A 19,882-nucleotide genomic window follows, 5' to 3' on the forward strand; every position below is an offset into this window, starting at 1 on the left:
CCTTTTCCTCCCTTCCGCCTCAGCTCTTGCGCCCGGCCGTCTCGCCCCGTCCGCTACGCCGACCGGAACCCGATCGTCGGCACCGCCCTGCGCAGCGGCCACGGGCGGGCCGCGGCGGGCAGGAGGGACTGGAGGAAGGCGTAGCGGCGCAGGGCCAGGGGGTCCTGGTCGTCGAATTCGCGGACCCGGCGCCACCACGCGCCGACCTCGGCCCAGCCGGGCGCCGACAGGGAGCCGCCGAACTCCTGGACGGAGAGCGCCGCGGTGAGGCCCGCGAAGGCGAGCCGGTCCGCGAGGGGCCACTCGGCGAGGGTGCCGGTGACGAATCCGGCGACGAAGACGTCTCCGGCGCCGGTGGGGTCGAGCGCCTCGACCTCGATGGCCGGGACCTCCGCGGTCTCGCCGGTCCGCCCGTCCACGGCGTACGCGCCCTCGGCGCCGAGGGTCACCACGGCGAGCGGCACGTGCTCGGTGAGGGCGTGGGCCGCCGCGCGGGGGCAGGAGGTGCGGGTGTAGCGCATCGCCTCCTCCGCGTTGGGCAGGAACGCCTCGCAGTGCTCCAGGTCGGCGAGGCCCGCGAGGTCCCAGCGGCCGGTGTCGTCCCAGCCGACGTCGGCGAAGATGCGGGTGCCGCTGCGGGCGGCCTGGGCGATCCAGGGGGCGCGGGTGCCGGGGGTGAGGGAGGCGACGGCGGCACGCGCGCGGGGCGGGCAGGTCGGGGCGCCGCCGTCGGGGGCGTCGGCGTCGGGCGGCGGTTCGTGGCCGTGGCTCACCATGGTGCGTTCGCCCTCGTACGCCATGGAGACGGTCACCGGGGAGTGCCAGCCGGGGACGGTGCGTGACGGGGTGAGGTCGATGCCCTCGCCCTGTTCGAGGGCGTCCCAGCAGTACTCGCCGTAGTGGTCGTCCCCGAAGGCGGCGGCGAGGGAGGTGTGCAGGCCGAGCCGGGCGAGGGCGGTCGCCATGTTGGCGACGCCTCCGGGGCTCGACCCCATGCCGCGGGCCCAGGACTCGGTGCCGCGCACGGGCGCCGAGTCGAGGCCGGTGAAGATGATGTCGAGGAAGACCGTGCCGGTGAGGTAGACGTCGCAGTCCGGATCCCCGGCTCTGCGGGCCGCTTTCAGCGGGTCGACGGTGGGCTGTACGGGTACGACCATGCAGGCAACGTAACGGACGATGCCCGCGGAGGCCCGCGGTTGCCGGCCGTGGACCTACCAGCGTGGCACGGCCGGAGTCGTCCAGTCCGGGTCGGCGGCCCGCATCGCCGCCGCGTCGTCGCGCTCCCGCAGGGCGCGGAAGTCGTCGTCGAGCCAGCGCGCGTGCAGGGCGGCGAGCTTGTCCCGGTCGAGTGCGACGCCGAGGCCGGGGGTGTCGGTGACGGCGACCTTGCCGTCGGTGAACCGGAGCCGGGAGGTCAGGATGTCCTCGGCCTGCCACGGGTAGTGCGAGTCGCAGGCGTGGTGCAGGCCGGGGACGGTGGCCGCCACGTGGGTCATCGCGGCGAGGCTGATGCCGAGGTGCGTGTTGGAGTGCATGGACACGCTGACGCCGAAGGTGCGGCAGACGGCGGCCAGTTCGCGGGTGCGGCGCAGGCCGCCCCAGTAGTGGTGGTCGGAGAGCACGACCTGCACGGCGCCGTTCGCGAAGGCCTCCGGTATCTCCTCGAAGGTGGTCACGCACATGTTCGTGGCGAGCGGCACCCGCGTGCCGGCCGCCACCTGCGCCATGGCGGGCGTGCCGAGCGCCGGGTCCTCCAGGTATTCGAGTACGTCGCCGAGTTCGGCGGCGACCTTCAGGGACGTTTCCACGGACCAGGCGCCGTTGGGGTCGAGCCGCAGCGGCAGGCCGGGGAACGCCTCGGCGAGGGCGCGGATCGCGGCGACCTCCTCCTCGGGCGGGAAGACGCCGCCCTTGAGCTTGAAGGAGGTGAAGCCGTACCGCTCGGTGAAGAGGCGGGCCTGCGCGACGATCCCGGCCGGGTCGAGCGCGGCTCCCCACCCGTCGTCCTTCTCGCTCGCGACACCGGAGGGGTGTCCGTCCCACTTGTAGAACAGGTACGCGCTGTACTCCACGGCCTCGCGCACCTTGCCGCCGAGCAGCGCGTGCACGGGCAGCCCGAGCGCCTTGCCGAGGGCGTCCAGGCAGGCGACCTCGAACCCGGAGACGACGGAAAGCCGCAGCTTGTCGGCGGTCTGCACACCGCGCAGACCGCCGACGTCCACGGAGGCGTCGACCCGCGCGGCGTCCACGGACACGTCGTCCGCGAGTGTGAACAGCCCGTTCAGATCGGACACCTCGCGCCCGACGAGCCGCCCGGCCAGCGGCCGGGCGAGCTCCAGGTACTTCGAGTCCCCGTACGTCTCCCCTATCCCCACCACCCCACCTGCGGTGACCACTTCGACGATCAGGCGGGGCGTGTAGGGCTGATGGACGCCCTGCGTGTTGAGCAGCGGCGGATCGGCGACGAGGACGGGGGTGAGACGGACATCCGCGATGACGAGACTCTGTCCATGCATGGGAACGGAGACTAGATACGCGAACCGGGACGGTCAATGGTGGGCGCGGGGTGCTACAGCTCGGCCTCGATCAGACCGGCGGCACGCACCGCACCGCCCTCGGCGCGGACCTCCTCCCGCAACTCGGCGCACCTGCGCGCGACATCGGGGTCCGAGGTCAGTTCGAGCAGCGCGGCACGCAGCACCTCACCGGTCGCCTCGGCCGTGTCGAGGCGCCGCGCGACGCCGAGCTCCACGAGCCGGTCCGCGTTCATGGGCTGCTCGGCGCCCTGCGGCACGACGATCATCGGCACGCCGGCATGGAGTCCCTCGCCACTGCTGCCCATCCCCGCGTGGGTGACAAAGGCGTCGGCCTGCGCGAGGACGGCCAACTGCGGCACCCACGAGCGGACTTCGACGTTGCCGGGCACGTCACCGCCCAGCTCTGCGGGATCCACGTGCCTGCCGATCTGCAGCACGACGTGCCACCCCGGCAGGTCCCCGAAGGCGGCCACGCACTGCCGGTAGAACTCCGGCTGCACGGTGTACGCCGAACCGAGCGACACCAGAAGCACTTTCTCGGCGCCCGAGGGCCGCACCCAGCTCTCCCGCGCGGCGCGGTCACCGAGGCAGGGCCCGACGAAGTCCACCCGCGCGGGGTCGACGGTGTCGGCGTGCGGCTGCATGGCCCGCGGAACGGTGGCGAGGGCGCGCGGCGGCACCCCGGAGAACTCCGCGACGTCCAGGGTGGTGGCCCCGCACCCGGCGAGCCACTCCTTGAAACGGGCCTCCAGGGCGTCGGCGCCCGGCAGTCGGGCCAGGTGAGCGCCCACGTCCTCCTGGTAGCTGCCCCAGGCCACGAAGGTGGGCGACAGCTGGACGAGCGGCCGCCCCTGCGCCTCCGCGAGCGCACGGGCGACGTAAGCGCCGATGTCGTACAGGTACAGGTCGGCGGGGTCGTCGTCGTACGCCGCGCGGAGCTGCGGGAGGACCGCCATCGCGTCGTCGAGGAAGAGCGCACTGGCCTCGATCGGGTCGTCGGGCCAGATGTTGTCGCGGAACGGGAGCGTGGACCCGTACGCGACGAGTTCGGCGCCGGTGGGCTCGATGAGCCCGGCGGTCGCGGGGTCGTTGGCGTAGGTCACGCGGTGGCCGCGCGCCACCAGTTCACGGATGACTTCGAGGCCGGGCAGCACGTGGCTGACCATCGGGACGCCGATCATGGCGATGTGGGCAGGGCGGCGGGAGAGCCGACGGGGCATGGGGGTTCCTCCAGGAACGGAGAGCTACGGAAGAGGACACGGCGGCCCGCCGCCACGGTCCTGTCCGGACGGGCGGGGGCCTGCTGGGGCCGTGTCAGCCGTAGATCTGCGCGATGGAGTCCATGCCGCGCACCTTAATCGGGCACCCGGCGGCCGGTCGACCGAATATCAGTCGAAGGAATAGGCGTCGACCTCGGCGAGGTACTTCGCCCGCAGCGCCTCGTCCGCCGCGTCCCGGTCGAGGAAGCTCGCCAGGAAGGAGTTGCGGGCCAGCGTGCGCAGCCGCTCCGGGTCGAGGCCGAGGGCCTCGCGCACGGCGTGGAAGTTGTCGTCCGCGTACCCGCCGAAGTAGGCCGGGTCGTCGGAGTTGACCGTGCACATGAGGCCCGCGTCGAGCATCCGCGGCAGCGGGTGGTCCTCCAGGACGTCGATGGTGCGGAGCCGGACGTTGGAGAGCGGGCAGAGCGTGAGCGGGACGCGGTCGCGGACCAGGCGCTCCACCAGTTCCGGGTCCTCCACGCAGCGCAGCCCGTGGTCGATGCGCTCGACACGCAGGACGTCGAGGGCCTCCGTGATGTACGCGGGCGGGCCCTCCTCCCCCGCGTGGGCGACGAGGCGCAGGCCGCGGGCGGCGGCCGCCTCGTACACCTCCTTGAACTTCGCCGGCGGGTGGCCGACCTCGGCGGAGTCCAGGCCGATGCCGATGATGCGGTGGAGGTACGGTTCGGCGGCCTCCAGCGTCCCCATCGCGGACTCGGCGGACTGGTCTCGCAGGAAGCACATGATGAGGCGCGTGGAGACGCCGTGCCGTTCCTCGCTGCGGTCCAGGGCGCGGGCGAGGCCCTCGACGACGGTGCCGATGGGGACGCCGCGTGCGGTGTGGGCCTGCGGGTCGAAGAAGATCTCCGCGTGCCGGACGCCCTGCGCGGCGGCGCGGGCGAGGTAGGCGTCCGCCAGTTCCTCGAAGTCGGCCTCGGTGCGCAGCACGGCCATCAGGCTGTAGTAGAGGTTCAGGAAGGACTGGAGGTCGTCGAAGAGGTAGGCCTTGCGGAGCTCTTCGGTGTCGGCGTACGGGAGTTCGACGCCGTTGCGTGCGGCGAGCGCGAAGGCGAGCTCGGGTTCGAGGGTGCCTTCGATGTGGAGGTGGAGTTCGGCCTTGGGGATCGGCATGGTGCGGTCTCGCTCAGGTTCGTTTGGGGAGGGGTACGCGCAACAGGTCGCGGGCGACGGTGAGTTCGCCGTCGTACCCGGCGGCGCGGGCCTGCTGCTCGTAGAGGCCGGGGTCGGGGTAACGCTGGCTGAAGTGGGTGAGGACGAGGTGGCGGACGCCCGCCTCGACGGCGACGCGGGCAGCCTGCCCAGCGGTCAAGTGGCCGTGATCACTGGCGAGTTGCTCGTCCTCGTCGAGGAACGTCGACTCGATGACGAGCATGTCGCAGCCTTCCGCGAGGGCGTGCACGCCGTCGCAGAGCCGGGTGTCCATCACGAAGGCGAAGCGCTGTCCGCGGCGTACTTCGCTGACCTCTTCGACGGTCACGCCGCGCAGGCTGCCCTCCTTCTGGAGCCGGCCCACGTCGGGCCCGCCGATCCCGTGCTCGGCGAGGAGCTCGGGCAGCATGCGGCGCCCGTCGGGCTCGGTGAGGCGGTAGCCGTACGACTCGACGGGGTGGGAGAGCCTCATCGCGTCGAGGGTGTACGCGGGCGTGACGTCCAGGGGCCCGTCGGCGGCGACCGGCGCCTCGGTGAGCCGCACGGTTTCCCGATACGCCGTCGCGTACCGCAGCCGGTCGAAGAACCGCTGGCCCGACGCCGGGTAATGGGCGGTGACGGGGTGCGGGACCCGGTCGAGGTTGATGCGCTGGATCACGCCGGCCAGGCCCAGGGAGTGGTCGCCGTGGAAGTGCGTGACGCAGATCCGGTGCAGGTCGTGGGCGGCGACCCCGGCGCGCAGCATCTGGCGCTGCGTGCCCTCGCCGGGGTCGAACATGATGCCCTGGCCGTCCCAGAGCAGGACGTAGCCGTTGTGGTTGCGGTGGCGGGTGGGGACCTGGCTGGCGGTGCCGAGCACCACCAGTTCACGTGCGGACAAGGAGGACGGTCCCCGCTATCCGGGGGGCCACTGGAGGCCGCGGCCGCCCAGGACGTGCGCGTGCGCGTGCCAGACGGTCTGGCCCGCGCCGGACCCCGTGTTGAAGACGATGCGGTAACTGTCGGCCGCTTCCTGCGCGGCGACCTCACCCGCCTCCCGGAGCACGTCCGCGGCGATCACCGGCTCGGCGGCGGCGAGCGACGCGGCGTCCGGATAGTGCGCCTTGGGGATCACCAGGACGTGGGTCGGCGCCTGCGGGTTGATGTCACGGAAAGCCACGGTCGTCTCGGTCTCCCGGACGACGGTCGCCGGCACCTCACCCGCGACGATCTTGCAGAACAGACAGTCGCTTTGCGCTTCGCCCGCCATGGGCCGCCTCCTGGATCGGGAAAGATCAGTACGTTCCGCATGCTATCGGCCCGGGGTCAGGGGGCCCGGGAGAGGTCACTCCGCGCCCGCGCCCGGCAGCTCCGGGGGCGTCTTCGCCGGGTTCTGCGCCAGTGCGGCCAGTGCGATGCGTACCGCCTCGTCCAGCTGCGGGTCGCGGGCCGCCGCATGGTCGTCCGGGGTGGTGACGACCTCGACGTCCGGTTCGACGCCGTGGTTCTCGACGCCCCAGCCCTCGCCCTCCAGCCAGAACGCGTACTTGGGCTGTGTCACCAGCGTCCCGTCGACCAGGTGGTAGCGGCTGTCGATGCCGATGACGCCGCCCCACGTGCGGGTGCCCACCACGGGTCCGATGCCGAGTGCCCTGATCGCGGCGTTGACGATGTCGCCGTCGGAGCCGGAGAACTCGTTGGCGACGGCGACGACCGGGCCGCGCGGCGCGTCCGCCGGGTAGCTGAACGGGCGGGAACCGCGGGGCAGGTCCCAGCCGACGACGCGGCGCGCCAGCTTCTCCACGACGAGCTGCGAGGTGTGCCCGCCGCGGTTCTCCCTGACGTCCACGACCAGGCCCTCGCGGGCGACCTCGACGCGCAGGTCGCGGTGGATCTGCGCCCAGCCGGGCGCCTGCATGTCGGGCACGTGGAGATAGCCGAGGCGGCCTCCCGAGCGTTCGTGGACGTACGCCCGCCGGTCGGCGACCCAGGCGTGGTAGCGCAGTGGCTCCTCGTCGTCGACGGGGACGACCACGGCGTGCCGCGGATCGCCGCCGCCCGACGGCGAGATCGTCAACTCGACGGCTTTGCCCGCGGTGCCCACGAGGAGCGGGCCAGGCCCGGTGACGGGGTCGACCGTCCTGCCGTTGACCTCGACGACCGCGTCACCGGGGCGGACCGCGACGCCGGGCGCGGCGAGCGGCGACTGCGCGTCCGGGTCGGACGTCTCCGAGGGCAGGATCCGGGCGATGCGCCACAGCCCGTCCTCGCCGCGCGCGAGGTCCGCGCCGAGGAGCCCCTGCCGGAGCGCCCCGCCCCCGCCGCCGCGCGGCGTGACGTAGGCGTGCGACGTGCCGAGTTCGCCGTGCACCTCCCACAGCAGGTCGACGAGGTCGTCGTGGGTGGCGACGCGGTCGAGGACGGGACGGTAGCGCTCCAGTACGCCGTGCCAGTCGACGCCGCCCATGTCGGGCCGCCAGAAGTTGTCCCGCATGAGGCGGCCCGTCTCGTCGTACATCTGCCGCCACTCGGCGGCCGGGTCGACGGTGTGGCGGATGCGGGTGAGGTCGACGGTGATGTTCGACGCGCTGTCCTCGTCGCCGGACGCGCGCCGGTCGCTGGGCACGACCTTCAGCTTGCCGTCGGTCCACAGCAGGATCCGCTTGCCGTCGCCGGTGACCGCGAAGTGGTCGGCGTCCGCGGACAGTTCCTCGACGCGGCGCTCCGCGAAGTCGTACCGCTCCAGTTCGGTCCTCGGTTCCGGGTCGTGCGGCGTGGCGCGGGAGGCGCCGAGGACGCCGCGCACCGGGTGGCGCAGCCAGAGCAGGCCGTCCTTCGCGGCCCGCAGCGTGCTGTAGCGGGCGGCCTCGACGGGGAACGGCACGATGCGGTCGGCGAGTCCGTCGAAGTCGATGCGGGTGACGGGCGCGCCCTCGCTGTCGGGGGTCTCGGCGCCGTCCTGCGCGTCGAAGGGCCTGCCGTGGCGCTGCGGTCCGAAGGGGGACGGCGTGGTCGCGGCGAGCGTGATCAGGTACGGGCGCGATCCGCCGACGAAGGCGAGGTCGAAGACGTGCGCGTCGTAGACCGGGTCGAAGGAGCGGGCGGAGAGGAACGCGAGGTGCTTGCCGTCGAGGGTGAACGCGGGCGCGTAGTCGCGGAAGCGCAGCGGCGTCGCCTCCGCCACCGACAGGTCGGCGGTGTTGGCGAGCTTCAGCTGCCGCAGCGGGCGCGGGCCGGGGTGGGACCAGGCGAGCCAGGCGGAGTCGGGCGAGAAGACGAGCCCGGTCGCCTCGCCGTCCTCGCTCCGGTCGACCTCGCGGACCTCGCCGCTCTCGCGCTCGACGAGCAGCACGCGCCCGTCGTGCGAGGCGACGGCGGCGCGGGAGCCGTCGGGGGCGACGGCGAGCCCGAGGACCCGGCCGAGCTGTCCCGCGGCGAGCCTGCGCGGGGTGGCGCCGGGCGCGGAACCGGTGGCGGGTGCGAACTCCAGGGCCTCGTCGCCCTCCGCGTCCGTGACCCACACGACGTGCTCCTCGCCCTGCACGCGGAACGTACGCGGCAGCCGGGCGCGCACCCCGTGTTCGGCGGCGAGCGCGCGGGCGGGGCCCTCGCGGTGCGTGACCCAGTGGACGGAGCCGCGCACGGAGACGGCGCTGCCGCGTCCGGTGTGGTCGGGCGCGGCGGCCCCGAACCAGCGGGCGGCGCTCACGGGGTGCGGTTGGAGGTCGGTGCGCTGGCCGCCGAGGCGCAGGCCGACGCGGCGGGGTTCGGCGTCCGACAGGTCGTCGAGGAGCCAGAGTTCACCCGCGGACATGTAGACGACGCGGGTGCCGTCGGTGGCCGCGTGGCGCGCGTAGAAGCCGTCGAGGGGGGTGTGGCGGCGCAGGTCGGAGCCGTCGGGCAGGGAGGAGTAGAGGGCGCCGACGCCTTCGTGGTCGGAGAGGAAGGCGATGCGCCCGCCGACGAAGAGGGGGTACTCGATGTTGCCGTCGAGGTCTTCGTGGACGCGCACGAAACGGGGCTCTCCGTCGTCGGGAGTCGCGCCGCCCGCGTCACCGTCCCCGTCGGCGCGCCGGATCCACAGCTTGCCCGCGGTGCCGCCCCGGTACCGCTTCCACCAGGCTGCCTCCCGGCCCATCGGGGCGGAGAGCACCAGGACCTGCCCGTCGGCGCCGTGGACGGCGTCGCCGACGGGACCGTACGGCAGGGTGGTGGCGGGGCCGCCGTCGAGCGGTACGGCTCGCGCCCAGCCGCGGCGCAGGGAGGCCTGTCCCGTCGCGCTGACGGCGAGGACCCGCCCGTCGGGGGTCCAGCCGCGCACGGCGGTACGCCAACACCCCCAGTACGTCAGCCTCTTGGAGGGGCCGCCGTCGACGGGTGCGATGTGCACCTCGGGGGCCCCGTCGCGCGTGGAGGTCCAGGCGACTGTCGTGCCGTCCGGGGATATGCGTGGATGGTTCACGGGTGTGTCGTCGGCGCTGACCCGCCAGGCCCGGCCCCCGTCGAGGGGCGCGACCCAGACGTCGTCCTCTGCCGCGAACGTGAGCAACTCGCCGTGGATGTGCGGGAACCGGAGATATGCGCGGTGCGCTGCCTCTGTCACACCGACCAGCCTAGGCAGGCGCCGGGCGTGCCGACAGGGGCACGATCACTTCCCGGGCAGACAGTCGCAGGTCGGCCGGGGTGGCGGCGGGTCGGCGGTGACGGTCACGGTGACGGTGGGGGTGGGGTCAGGCTCCTGGTGGGTGGGCGGGGCGGAGGACTGCTCGCCCCCGTCGTTCCCACCGTCGCCGTTGCCGTCTCCGTCACCCGCCTCGCAGTTCCCCAGCACATCGACCTGGAACCACTGCTTGCCGCCGATCTTCGCGGTGAGGCTGCCGCGGACGCAGGCCCCGTCGACGACGGAACTCACCCGGCCCTTGATGCTGATGTCCGTACCGTCGTCGGTCTCGCCCTGGCAGTCCACCTCGATCACGGACTCCGTCCCGGCGGACCCGCTGTGCGGCGTGACCTTGTCCTTGTAGCTCGCGGTGCAGCTGAGCCAGGACACGTCGGCCCCCTGCCGCTCCAGCTCCTTGGTCCCCATCTCGTCCACCGTGAGCGCGACCGCGGAGGTGTTCATCCCACCGTCCACCGGGTCGCACGCGGAGACTCCCAGCGCGGCGGCGCCGACGAGCCCGACGGCGTACAGGATCGTCCCGCGCCGCGTCCCCGGCACCTGGCCGCGTAACCGCCTCAATGCCCCCATGGGCGGCAGAGTGCCACCGCGCACGCCGGTGTGGTAGACCGCTTGCGGCCATCTGTCCACAGCTCAGGTGCGCAGCAGCAGCCACTCCTGCAACTCCACCAGGTTGCCCTCGGGGTCCTTGAGGTGGGCGACCCGCATGCGCTCCGTCATGGGCGCGGGCCCGTGCGCGAGGACCGCCCCTCGTCCGACGATCTCCGCGCAGTACGCGTCCAGGTCGTCGACCCTGAGCACCACCAGCGAGCGGTGCCCGGTCGCCGCGTCGGCCAGCTCGCCGAGCAGGCCGGCCATCATCGCCCGGTCCTGCAGCGCGATGCCGGCCGAGCCGACGGCGGGGCTGAACTTCTCGTACGGTCCGTCCTGGGCGCCCGACTGGGGCTTGAGGCCCAGCACTTCGCCGTAGAAGCGGTAGCAGGCGGGGAAGTCCGCGACGAGCAGACGCACCTGGGCGAGTTCCAACGCATCCCCCGTGGGGTTCGGTCAGGACCAGCGGCCGGTGCGTCCGAGGAGGAGCGCCGTCGCCGCGGTCCCGGCGGTCGACGTGCGCAACACGCTACGCCCGAGCCGGTACGGCTTCGCGCCCGACTCGGCGAACACCGCGAGCTCCTCCGGCGACACACCCCCTTCGGGCCCGACGACCAGCACGATGTGCCCGGCGGTGGGGAGTTCCGCCGTGGCCAGCGGGTCGCTGCTGCCCTCCTCGTGCAGGACGGCAGCGAAGTCGGCGTCCGCGAGGAGCGCGGCGACCTGCTTCGTCGACGCGGCGTCGGCGACCTCGGGGAAGCGGACCCGGCGCGACTGCTTGCCCGCCTCGCGCGCGGTGGCCCGCCACTTGGCGAGGGCCTTGAGGCCGCGCTCGCCCTTCCACTGCGTGATGCAGCGCGACGCGGTCCACGGCACGACGGCGTCGACGCCCGTCTCCGTCATGGTCTCCACGGCGAGTTCGCCGCGGTCGCCCTTCGGCAGGGCCTGGACGACGGTGATGCGGGGCGACTGCGCGGGCTCCTCGGCGACGGAGTCCATGTGGACGATCAGCCGGTCCTTGCCCTCGGTGTCCACGACCACGCACTCGGTCCAGCGCCCGGCGCCGTCGGTCAGGACGACGTCCTCACCGGCGCGCAGCCGCTTCACGGAGACGGCGTGCCGTCCCTCCGGCCCGTCGAGCACATAGCGTCCGCCGTCACCCGCGTCGAAGTGCTCGACGACGAAAACCGGGGCGGTCATGCGGCGCCCTCCGCGTCCGACGCGGCCTTCGTCCTCGCCTCGACGAGTTCGGCGGCGAGGACCTCGACGAGCTGTCCGGCGGGCAGCTCGCGGGCGAGTCGGTGGCCCTGCCCGGCCCAGAGCGCCATGGCCTGCGCGTCCCCTGCCTTCGCCGCGGCCTTGCGCAGGGCGCTGGTGAGGTGGTGGACCTGCGGGTAGGCGGCGGGGGCGTACGGGCCGTGCTCGCGCATGAACCGGTTGACGAGGCCGCGCGCGGGGCGCCCGGAGAACGCCCGGGTCAGCTCGGTCCGCACGAACAGCGGATTGGTCATGGCCTGCTTGTGGAGCGGGTTGGCGCCCGACTCGGGGGTGACGAGGAAGGCGGTGCCGAGCTGCGCGGCGTCGGCGCCCGCGGCGAGCACGGCGGCGATCTGCGCGCCGCGCATGAGCCCGCCGGCGGCGACGACGGGAATCTGCACGGTCTCGCGGACCTGCGTGATCAGGGACAGCAACCCGATCCCTGCCCCGTCGGCCTCGGGATTGTCCTTGTGTGTCCCCTGGTGCCCACCCGCCTCGATGCCCTGGACGCACACGGCGTCGGCGCCCGCCCACTGGGCGGTCTGGGCCTCCTCCGCGGTGGTGACGGTGACGACGGTCAGCGTGTTGACGCGGGCGAAGGCGTCGAGGACGTCACGGGTGGGGCAGCCGAAGGTGAAGGAGACGAGCGGCACGGGGTCGTCGAGCAGGATCGCCAGCTTGGCGTCGTACCCGTCGTCGCGCCCGCTGTCCGGGTCGCCGAGCTCCGTCTCGTACCAGGTGGCCTCGCCGGCGAGCTGGTTGCGGTACACCTCGACGGCCGCGGCGTCCGCGGTGTCGGGCTGCGGCATGAACAGGTTGACGCCGAAGGGCCGCGAGGTGATCCCCCGAAGCTGTTTGATCTCCTGGTACATCCCGTCGGCGGTCTTGTACCCGGCAGCGAGGAACCCGAGCCCTCCGGCCTCGGCGACGGCCCCGGCCAGCGCGGGCCCGGAGGCCCCGCCCGCCATGGGGGCCTGCACGATCGGAAGACGACAGAGCTCGGTCAGTGCGGAGGACATGACGGCATCGTGCCACGGTCCTCACTGGGCGCCGAATCGCGCACTCCGCGCCGGTGTGCGCGGCCTCTTCTGCCCCTTCTCCCGCGTCGGCGGCTGCGGCCCGTCCCGGGCTGGTCGCGCGGTTCCCGCGCACCCGCAGGCGAAGACAAAGCCCCCGGCAACGGTAAGAACCGTCGCCGGGGGCCAGGAAAACACCGCTCAAGGCGCTACCGCCCGTTGAACGCGTCCTTGAGGCGGGAGAACAGGCCCTGCTGACCGGGCTGGAACTGCCCCGTGGGCCGTTCCTCCCCCCGCATCTTCGCCAGCTCCCGCAGCAACCGCTCCTGCTCGGGGTCGAGCTTCGTCGGCGTGAGGACCTCGACGTGCACGATGAGGTCACCGCGACCGCCGCCCCGCAGATGCGTGATGCCGCGCCCGTGCAGCGGGACGGACTGCCCCGACTGCGTGCCGGGACGGATGTCGATCTCCTCCAGGCCGTCGAGCGTCTCCAGCGGCACCTTCGTGCCGAGGGCCGCCGCGGTCATGGGGATCGTCACCGTGCAGTGCAGGTCGTCGCCGCGCCGCTGGAAGACGGCGTGCGGCAGCTCGTGGATCTCGACGTACAGGTCACCGGCGGGGCCTCCGCCGGGGCCGACCTCGCCCTCGCCCGCGAGCTGGATCCGCGTGCCGTTGTCGACACCGGCCGGGATCTTGACCGTCAGGGTCCGCCGCGAGCGGATCCGTCCGTCGCCCGCGCACTCGGGGCACGGCGTCGGCACGACCGTGCCGAACCCCTGGCACTGCGGGCAGGGCCGCGAGGTCATGACCTGACCGAGGAAGGACCGCGTGACCTGGGACACCTCGCCGCGACCGCGGCACATGTCACAGGTCTGGGCGGAGGTACCGGGCGCGGCACCCTCACCACTACAGGTCGTACAGACGACGGCCGTGTCGACCTGGATGTCCTTGGTGGTCCCGAAGGCGGCCTCTTCGAGGTCGATCTCCAGGCGGATCATGGCGTCCTGGCCACGGCGCGTGCGCGAACGCGGCCCGCGCTGCGACGCCGTCCCGAAGAACGCGTCCATGATGTCGGAGAAGTTGCCGAAGCCGCCGGCGCCGAAGCCACCCGCGCCTCCGCCGCCGCCCGCCTGGGACAGCGGGTCGCCGCCGAGGTCGTAGACCTGCTTCTTCTGCGGGTCCGACAACACCTCGTACGCGGCGTTGATCTCCTTGAAGCGCTCCTGAGTCTTCGGGTCCGGATTCACGTCCGGGTGAAGCTCACGCGCCAGCCTCCGGAAGGCCTTCTTGATCTCGTCCTGGGAAGCGTCGCGGCGCACGCCGAGTACGGCGTAGTAGTCCGTGGCCACTTACGACTCCGCCAGGATCTGTCCGACGTAACGTGCCACTGCGCGTACTGCTCCCATCGTTCCCGGATAGTCCATGCGGGTCGGTCCGACCACGCCGAGTTTGGCGACTGCCTCGCTTCCCGAACCGTAGCCGACCGAGACCACGGACGTGGAGCTGAGCCCCTCATGGGCGTTCTCGTGACCGATCCGTACGGCCATGCCCGAATCCTGCACTTCCCCAAGCAACTTGAGGAGCACGACCTGCTCCTCAAGGGCTTCGAGAACGGGCCGGATGGTGAGGGGAAAGTCATGTCCGAAGCGGGTGAGATTGGCGGTGCCGCCGATCATCAACCGCTCCTCCGTCTCCTCCACGAGCGTCTCGAGGAGGGTGGAAAGGACCGTCGCGACGGTGCCGCGGTCCTCGGCCTCGAAGGCCTCGGGAAGGTCCTGCACCAACTGTGGCACATCGGCGAAGCGACGCCCCGCCACCCTGCTGTTCAGCCGGGCCCGCAGGTCCGCGAGCGCGCTCTCGCCGAACGGCGCCGGGCAGTCGATCATGCGCTGTTCGACCCGGCCCGTGTCCGTGATCAACACGAGCATCAGCCGGGCGGGGGCCAGCGAGAGCAGCTCCACGTGCCGCACCGTCGACCGTGTGAGCGACGGGTACTGCACGACGGCGACCTGCCGGGTGAGCTGCGCGAGCAGCCGCACCGTGCGCCCCACGACGTCGTCGAGGTCGACGGCGCCGTCGAGGAAGTTCTGGATGGCGCGCCGCTCGGGCGCGGTCATCGGCTTGACGCCCGCGAGTTTGTCGACGAAGAGGCGGTAGCCCTTGTCGGTCGGGATGCGCCCCGCGCTGGTGTGCGGCTGGGCGATGAACCCTTCCTCCTCCAGCACCGCCATGTCGTTGCGGACGGTGGCCGGGGAGACCCCCAGACGGTGGCGCTCGGTGAGCGCCTTGGAGCCGACGGGCTCCTCCGTCCCCACGTAGTCATGGACGATGGCGCGCAGCACCTCGAGCCTGCGTTCACTGAGCATCGCGCACACCTCCAGCTGTCTCCGTCGTTCACGACGGGCCCCGGCATCCCCCGAGCCCCCTCGCCTGGCACTCCCCGCGGGCGAGTGCCAGCACTTCAAAAGGTCAGTGTACGGCCGTCGGGTACGGACCCGGCAAGACGCGGGCTGCCGAACACCGCGCGTACGGATAGCGTCACCGTATGAACGTGACGCCGGCATGGGAAGCGGCGGGCTGGGAGCGGCTCGCACCGCGCGTGGGACGGTGCCGTCTGCCCGTCTGGGACTGCACGGCGGGGCTCGTCGTCGGCGACGACGCGGCCCTCCTGATCGAGGCGGGGTCGAGCCTCGCGGAGGGTGCGGCGCTGCGCACGCAGGCCCGGCGCATTCTGGGCGGCGACCGCAGGGTCACCCACCTCGCGCTGACGCACCCGCACTTCGACCACGTCCTCGGAGCGGCGGCGTTCGCGGGCGTGGAGGTGTACGGGGCGGTGGGCATCGACACGGTCTTCGCCAGGGGCGGCGACGAGCTGCGCGAGGACGCCGTGCGGCATGGTCTGGACCCGGACGCGGCGGCTGAGGCGGCCGACCTCCTGGTCCGCCCGCACCACCTGGTGTGCGGGGAGTGGACGCTGGACCTCGGCGGCGACGTGCGGGTGCTGCTCGCCAACCTCGGGCCCGGCCACTCCGGCCACGACCTCGCGGTCCTCGTGCCCGGCACCGGGGGCGGCCGGGAGGTCGTCTTCTGCGGCGACCTCGTGGAGGAGTCGGGTGAGCCGCAGGCGGGCCCGGACGCGGCGCCGAACCACTGGCCCGCGGCGCTCGACCGCCTCCTGGACCTGGGGGGCGAGGACGCGCTCTACGTACCCGGGCACGGCGCGACGGTGGATGCGGCTTTTGTCCGTGCCCAACGCGCCACACTGGCCGCCCGCTTCGGCGTGTCGTGACGCGTGACGCCACCGCTCTTCCTATCGTCACGAGAATGCGCCAGTACTCCGCCGACCTCACGCCCCCTTGGAAGAAGCCGAAGCCCGTGCCGGAGGTGGCGGCGGACGCCGGCCTCGTGGTCGAGGAGCTGAGCACCGGTTTCTGCGGGGCGGTGATCCGCTGCGAGAAGACGGCGCAGGGCCCCACGGTGACGCTGGAGGACCGCTTCGGCAAGCACCGCGTCTTCCCGATGGAACCGCGCGGTTTCCTCCTGGAGGGCCGCCCGGTCACCCTGGTCCGCCCCTCCCGGGCTGCGGCTCCCGTACGTCCGTCCCGCACCGCGTCCGGCTCGGTGGCCGTGCCCGGGGCGCGGGCCAGGGTCGCCCGCGCGGGACGCATCTACGTGGAGGGCCGGCACGACGCCGAACTCGTCGAGCGCGTCTGGGGCGACGACCTGCGCATCGAGGGCGTCGTCGTGGAGTACCTGGAGGGCGTCGACGACCTCCCCGCGATCGTCGCCGAGTTCGCCCCCGGACCGGACGCCCGCCTCGGCGTCCTGGTCGACCATCTGGTCCCCGGCTCCAAGGAGTCCCGCATCGCTGCGCAGGTCACCAGCGCCCACGCCCTGGTCGTCGGGCACCCCTACATCGACGTCTGGGAAGCGGTGAAGCCGTCCTCGGTCGGCATCCCCGCCTGGCCCCGCGTCCCCCGCGGCCAGGACTGGAAGACGGGCGTCTGCGAGGCCCTCGGCTGGCCGCCCAACACGGGCGCGGCCTGGCAGCGCATCCTGAACTCGGTCCACTCCTACAAGGACCTGGAGCCCCCGCTCCTGGGCCGCGTGGAAGAACTGATCGACTTCGTCACGCTCCCGTAGACCGATCCACGCCCGGGGGCGCGCCCTCAGTCCACCAGGTCCCGCACCACGGCGTCGGCGAGGAGCCGCCCTCGGAGCGTCAGGACGGCGCGTCCCTCCGCGTACGGCCCGGCATCGAGGAGCCCCTCGTCCCGGGCCCGTACGGACGCCGCGAGCCCCGCCTCGCGCAGCAGCGACAGCGGGCAGCCCTCCCGCAGCCGGAGCTCCAGCAGGATCCGCTCCACCCGCCGGTCCTCCGCCGACAGCACCTCACGTCCGGCCCCCGGCGACCCGCCGCCCGCCAGCGCTCCCGCGTACGCACCGGGATGCTTGACGTTCCACCACCGCACACCGCCGACGTGGCTGTGCGCGCCGGGTCCCGCGCCCCACCAGTCGGCGCCGCGCCAGTACAGCTCGTTGTGCAGGCAGCGGCCGCTGTCGGAGGTGGCCCAGTTGGACACCTCGTACCAGGAGAAGCCCGCGTTCCCGAGGACCTCGTCGGCGATCAGGTACCGGTCCGCGTGCACGTCGTCGTCGGTCATCGGCACCTCGCCGCGCCGGATGCGCCGCGCCAGCTGCGTGCCCTCCTCCACGATGAGCGCGTAGGCGCTGACGTGGTCGGGTCCCGCGCCGATCGCCGCGTCGAGCGTGGCGCGCCAGTCGTCGTCGGTCTCGCCGGGCGTGCCGTAGATCAGGTCGAGGTTGACGTGCTCGAAGCCGGCGGCCCGCGCCTCGGCGACGCACGCCTCGGGGCGGCCGGGCGTGTGCGTGCGGTCCAGCACCTTCAGGACGTGCTGCTTCGCACTCTGCATGCCGAAGGAGACGCGATTGAAGCCGCCCTCGCGGAGCTCGCTCAGATACGCCTCGTCGACCGACTCCGGGTTCGCCTCCGTCGTGATCTCCGCGTCGTCCGCGAGCCCGAACTCGTCCCGTACGGCGGCGAGCATCGCCACGAGGTCGCGGGCGGCGAGCAGCGTCGGCGTACCGCCCCCGACGAAGACGGTCCGCACGGGCCGCGGGTCGTCGCCCAGGACCTTCCTGGCGAGCCGCACCTCGTCGGCGAGGGTCTGCGCGTAGTTGTCGCGGGAGGCGAGGACGCCGCCGGAGCCGCGCAGCTCGGTCGCGGTGTACGTGTTGAAGTCGCAGTAGCCGCAGCGCGTGGCGCAGTACGGGACGTGCAGGTAGAAGCCGAGGGGGCGGGAGGCCGCGCCGTCGAGGGCGGACGCGGGCAGCGCGCCGTCCTCGGGCATGGGCTCACCATCGGGCAGTGCGGAGGGCATACCGTCGATTGTCCCCCACCCGACGCCACGCCCCCTCCCCCTCACCGGGCCCGCAGCACCAGCAGGGCCAGGTCGTCGTCCGGTGGCCGCTCCGAGAATTCGTGGACTAGGCGTCTGATGCGCTCCGCCACCAGCTGCGCGTCGAGGCCCGCGCAGCCGGAGAGGGCCTTGGCGAGGCCGTCTCCGTCGTCGAACTGGCGGCGGCCCGTCCGGCGCTCGGTGACGCCGTCCGTGACGCACAGGAGCGTCTCGCCGGACCGCAGGTCGAAGCTCTCGCTCGTGTACGTCTCGTCGTCGACGACCCCGAGCAGCATCTGCGGAGTGGCCGCCTCCCGCACCTCCCCCGCCGCGGACATGACGAGCGGCAGCGGATGCCCGGCACAGGCGAGGGTGACGCGGACCCCTCCTTCGTACGGGACGATCTCTCCGTACAGGAGCGAGAGGAAGCGCGACGTGGGGCTGTCGGGCGGCACGCCCTGCCCGCCCGCGACCGCGACGACCGCCGCCGCCGCGTCCGCCGCCTCGGTCGCGTCGTCGAGGAGCAGCTGGTTGAGGCGGTCCATGACCTCCGCGACCTGGTACCCCTCGCGGGCGAGGAGCCGCAGCCAGGGGCGGGCGAGACCGATGACGACGGCCGCCTCGGGCCCCTTGCCCTGGACGTCGCCGAGCGCGAAGCACCAGCGGCCGTCACCCGCCTGGAACACGTCGTAGAAGTCGCCACCGGGGCCGCCCTTGTCCTGCGGTTCGTAGACGAGGCCGCTCTCGACGCCGGGGATGTCCGCGACCTTGCTGGGCAGCAGGCCGCGCTGGAGCACCTGGCTGATGTTGGCCTGGCGCTGGTAGCGGCGGGCGGTGCTGATGGCGAGGGCGACGCGGCGGCTGAAGTCCTCGACGAGACCCGTGACCTCGTCGGGGAAGCGGACGAGCCCGGACCGGCCGATGACGAGCGTGCCGAGGACGCGCCCGCCGGCCGTCAGCCGGTACGCCAGGGCCGCGCCGGCCGGCCCTCCCGTCAGCGCCTCACCGGGCCAGGGCAGCGGGAAGGCGCCGGAGCCCGCCGTGTCCGGGACGTGGGGCGGCTCCTTCTCCAGGACGCGGCGCAGCTCCTCTATCCGGTGCTCGCTGGTGTGCCACACCCGGGCGAGCCGCGCCCCCTGCAGGCCCACGGAGTTGTGCGCCGTCCCGTCGTCGAGCCAGACCGCGCACCAGTCCGCGAGGCGCGGCACGAGGAGCTGTCCGGCGAGTGCGGCCACCAGGTCCTGGTCGAACTGTCCGGCCAGCAGGTCGGACGCCTCGGCGAGGAAGGAGAGCGCGCCCCTGTTGACCCAATCGGTGTCCTGCGAGGCCTGGTTGGGCAGCGGCGCGAGAATCTCGGCGGCCCGCAGTCCGCGCTGCAGCGCCTGCTCGCTCGCGTACGACTCGATCTCGTGGACGGCCTGGACGCCCTCGACGGGCAGCCGGGCCCAGACGGATTTCGTGCCGGTGCGGTAGGTGATGCCCCAGGACTCGGAGAGGGTCGCGACGAGGTGGAGGCCCCGGCCGTACTCGGGCGTGCCGAGGGACGGCGGACGGTGGTCGCCGCGGACGGCGCGTGAGGGGTGGTGGTCGGCGACCTCGATGAGGAGGGTCTCCGTCAGCTCGCCGGGGAGCACGTCGTCGAGCCGGCACATCAGCTCGACGGCCGTGCCCGCGTGCACGACGGCGTTGGTCACCAACTCGCTGACCAACAGCACCGCGTCGTCGGCCAGCCGGTCGGTGATGCCCGCGGCCGCGGGCACGCCGAGCTCGGTCCAGTCGGCGAGCGCCGCCCGCACGAATCTCCGCGCGGCGGCGGGCGCCAGCGGGTTTCCGGGCAGTGACGTGCGCACGACCGCCGGTGGCCCGGGGCGGCCCGGGTCCGTGGCGGAGGCACGAATATCGGCCTCCCGTTGCATCGGAATGGACCCCACGGTGCGGCTCCTGAGCAGTTCGGGCGAATACGCCTCAGGCGACA

General features: G+C 73.1%; 17 protein-coding genes. 2 read left to right on the forward strand and 15 right to left on the reverse strand.

What is annotated here, in order from left to right; genetic code table 11:
* Positions 1-53: 53 nt before the first annotated feature.
* From DEJ47_RS11900 to hrcA, 13 genes are all read right to left on the reverse strand, one after another.
* The gene (locus DEJ47_RS11900) at positions 54-1,157 is read right to left on the reverse strand and encodes a carbohydrate kinase family protein (RefSeq protein WP_150167607.1); all 1,104 of its coding nucleotides are present in this window, start codon (positions 1,155-1,157) and stop codon (positions 54-56) included.
* A 54-nt stretch (positions 1,158-1,211) separates the two neighbouring features.
* Positions 1,212-2,516 (reverse strand): glucarate dehydratase family protein, encoded by a 1,305-nt coding sequence (locus DEJ47_RS11905; protein WP_150167609.1) that lies wholly within the window; start codon positions 2,514-2,516, stop codon positions 1,212-1,214.
* A 53-nt stretch (positions 2,517-2,569) separates the two neighbouring features.
* Positions 2,570-3,757, reverse strand: coding sequence for a macrolide family glycosyltransferase (locus tag DEJ47_RS11910; RefSeq protein WP_223828318.1), 1,188 nt, complete (start codon positions 3,755-3,757; stop codon positions 2,570-2,572).
* Between the two features lie 168 nt (positions 3,758-3,925).
* Positions 3,926-4,927 (reverse strand): adenosine deaminase, encoded by a 1,002-nt coding sequence (locus DEJ47_RS11915; protein ID WP_150167611.1) that lies wholly within the window; start codon positions 4,925-4,927, stop codon positions 3,926-3,928.
* Positions 4,928-4,940: 13 nt separating this feature from the next.
* Positions 4,941-5,846 carry a ribonuclease Z gene (locus tag DEJ47_RS11920; protein ID WP_150167612.1) on the reverse strand — a complete coding sequence of 302 codons (906 nt, stop codon included), beginning with the start codon at positions 5,844-5,846 and terminating at the stop codon, positions 4,941-4,943.
* A gap of 15 nt (positions 5,847-5,861) precedes the next feature.
* Positions 5,862-6,215, reverse strand: coding sequence for a histidine triad nucleotide-binding protein (locus tag DEJ47_RS11925; protein WP_150167614.1), 354 nt, complete (start codon positions 6,213-6,215; stop codon positions 5,862-5,864).
* A 75-nt stretch (positions 6,216-6,290) separates the two neighbouring features.
* Positions 6,291-9,548 carry a S41 family peptidase gene (locus DEJ47_RS11930; protein ID WP_161236210.1) on the reverse strand — a complete coding sequence of 1,086 codons (3,258 nt, stop codon included), beginning with the start codon at positions 9,546-9,548 and terminating at the stop codon, positions 6,291-6,293.
* Positions 9,549-9,593: 45 nt separating this feature from the next.
* Positions 9,594-10,193 (reverse strand): hypothetical protein, encoded by a 600-nt coding sequence (locus tag DEJ47_RS11935; protein WP_150167618.1) that lies wholly within the window; start codon positions 10,191-10,193, stop codon positions 9,594-9,596.
* Between the two features lie 63 nt (positions 10,194-10,256).
* Complete coding sequence (locus tag DEJ47_RS11940; RefSeq protein WP_150167620.1) at positions 10,257-10,649, reverse strand: VOC family protein; 393 nt, start codon at positions 10,647-10,649, stop codon at positions 10,257-10,259.
* 21 nt (positions 10,650-10,670) lie between these two features.
* On the reverse strand, positions 10,671-11,414 hold the full coding sequence (locus tag DEJ47_RS11945; RefSeq protein WP_150167622.1) for a 16S rRNA (uracil(1498)-N(3))-methyltransferase: 744 nt from the start codon (positions 11,412-11,414) through the stop codon (positions 10,671-10,673).
* Positions 11,411-12,490, reverse strand: a complete 1,080-nt coding sequence (locus tag DEJ47_RS11950) for a nitronate monooxygenase (protein WP_150167624.1) — start codon at positions 12,488-12,490, stop codon at positions 11,411-11,413. The genes DEJ47_RS11945 and DEJ47_RS11950 overlap by 4 nt, the downstream gene beginning before the upstream one ends.
* 206 nt (positions 12,491-12,696) lie before the next feature.
* Entirely contained in the window at positions 12,697-13,836 is a 1,140-nt protein-coding gene (gene dnaJ / locus DEJ47_RS11955) for a molecular chaperone DnaJ (protein WP_150167627.1), read from the reverse strand.
* Entirely contained in the window at positions 13,837-14,853 is a 1,017-nt protein-coding gene (hrcA, locus tag DEJ47_RS11960) for a heat-inducible transcriptional repressor HrcA (RefSeq protein ID WP_150167629.1), read from the reverse strand.
* A gap of 185 nt (positions 14,854-15,038) precedes the next feature.
* On the opposite strand from hrcA, the gene DEJ47_RS11965 reads away from it, so the two are divergent.
* Together DEJ47_RS11965 and DEJ47_RS11970 are read left to right on the forward strand one after the other, a co-directional pair.
* Positions 15,039-15,776, forward strand: coding sequence for an MBL fold metallo-hydrolase (locus DEJ47_RS11965; protein WP_190415751.1), 738 nt, complete (start codon positions 15,039-15,041; stop codon positions 15,774-15,776).
* Between the two features lie 35 nt (positions 15,777-15,811).
* On the forward strand, positions 15,812-16,630 hold the full coding sequence (locus tag DEJ47_RS11970; protein ID WP_150167633.1) for a DUF3097 domain-containing protein: 819 nt from the start codon (positions 15,812-15,814) through the stop codon (positions 16,628-16,630).
* A 26-nt stretch (positions 16,631-16,656) separates the two neighbouring features.
* On the opposite strand, the gene hemW is transcribed toward DEJ47_RS11970, so the two are convergent.
* Positions 16,657-17,889 carry a radical SAM family heme chaperone HemW gene (gene hemW, locus DEJ47_RS11975; protein ID WP_150167635.1) on the reverse strand — a complete coding sequence of 411 codons (1,233 nt, stop codon included), beginning with the start codon at positions 17,887-17,889 and terminating at the stop codon, positions 16,657-16,659.
* Positions 17,890-17,930: 41 nt separating this feature from the next.
* Entirely contained in the window at positions 17,931-19,838 is a 1,908-nt protein-coding gene (locus DEJ47_RS11980; RefSeq protein WP_223828319.1) for a SpoIIE family protein phosphatase, read from the reverse strand.
* Between the last annotated feature and the right edge of the window lie 44 nt (positions 19,839-19,882).

The sequence above is a fragment of the Streptomyces venezuelae genome (genome assembly GCF_008642355.1).
Classification (GTDB): Bacteria; Actinomycetota; Actinomycetes; order Streptomycetales; family Streptomycetaceae; genus Streptomyces; species Streptomyces venezuelae_B.

Bases quoted from the DNA above. Each gene is read 5' to 3' on its own strand.
- DEJ47_RS11900 (WP_150167607.1), bottom strand. From the start codon at position 1,157: ATGGTCGTACCCGTACAGCCCACCGTCGACCCGCTGAAAGCGGCCCGC.
- DEJ47_RS11905 (WP_150167609.1), bottom strand. From the start codon at position 2,516: ATGCATGGACAGAGTCTCGTCATCGCGGATGTCCGTCTCACCCCCGTC.
- DEJ47_RS11910 (WP_223828318.1), bottom strand. From the start codon at position 3,757: ATGCCCCGTCGGCTCTCCCGCCGCCCTGCCCACATCGCCATGATCGGC.
- DEJ47_RS11915 (WP_150167611.1), bottom strand. From the start codon at position 4,927: ATGCCGATCCCCAAGGCCGAACTCCACCTCCACATCGAAGGCACCCTC.
- DEJ47_RS11925 (WP_150167614.1), bottom strand. From the start codon at position 6,215: ATGGCGGGCGAAGCGCAAAGCGACTGTCTGTTCTGCAAGATCGTCGCG.
- DEJ47_RS11935 (WP_150167618.1), bottom strand. From the start codon at position 10,193: ATGGGGGCATTGAGGCGGTTACGCGGCCAGGTGCCGGGGACGCGGCGC.
- DEJ47_RS11945 (WP_150167622.1), bottom strand. From the start codon at position 11,414: ATGACCGCCCCGGTTTTCGTCGTCGAGCACTTCGACGCGGGTGACGGC.
- DEJ47_RS11950 (WP_150167624.1), bottom strand. From the start codon at position 12,490: ATGTCCTCCGCACTGACCGAGCTCTGTCGTCTTCCGATCGTGCAGGCC.
- hrcA (WP_150167629.1), bottom strand. From the start codon at position 14,853: ATGCTCAGTGAACGCAGGCTCGAGGTGCTGCGCGCCATCGTCCATGAC.
- DEJ47_RS11970 (WP_150167633.1), top strand. From the start codon at position 15,812: ATGCGCCAGTACTCCGCCGACCTCACGCCCCCTTGGAAGAAGCCGAAG.
- hemW (WP_150167635.1), bottom strand. From the start codon at position 17,889: ATGCCCTCCGCACTGCCCGATGGTGAGCCCATGCCCGAGGACGGCGCG.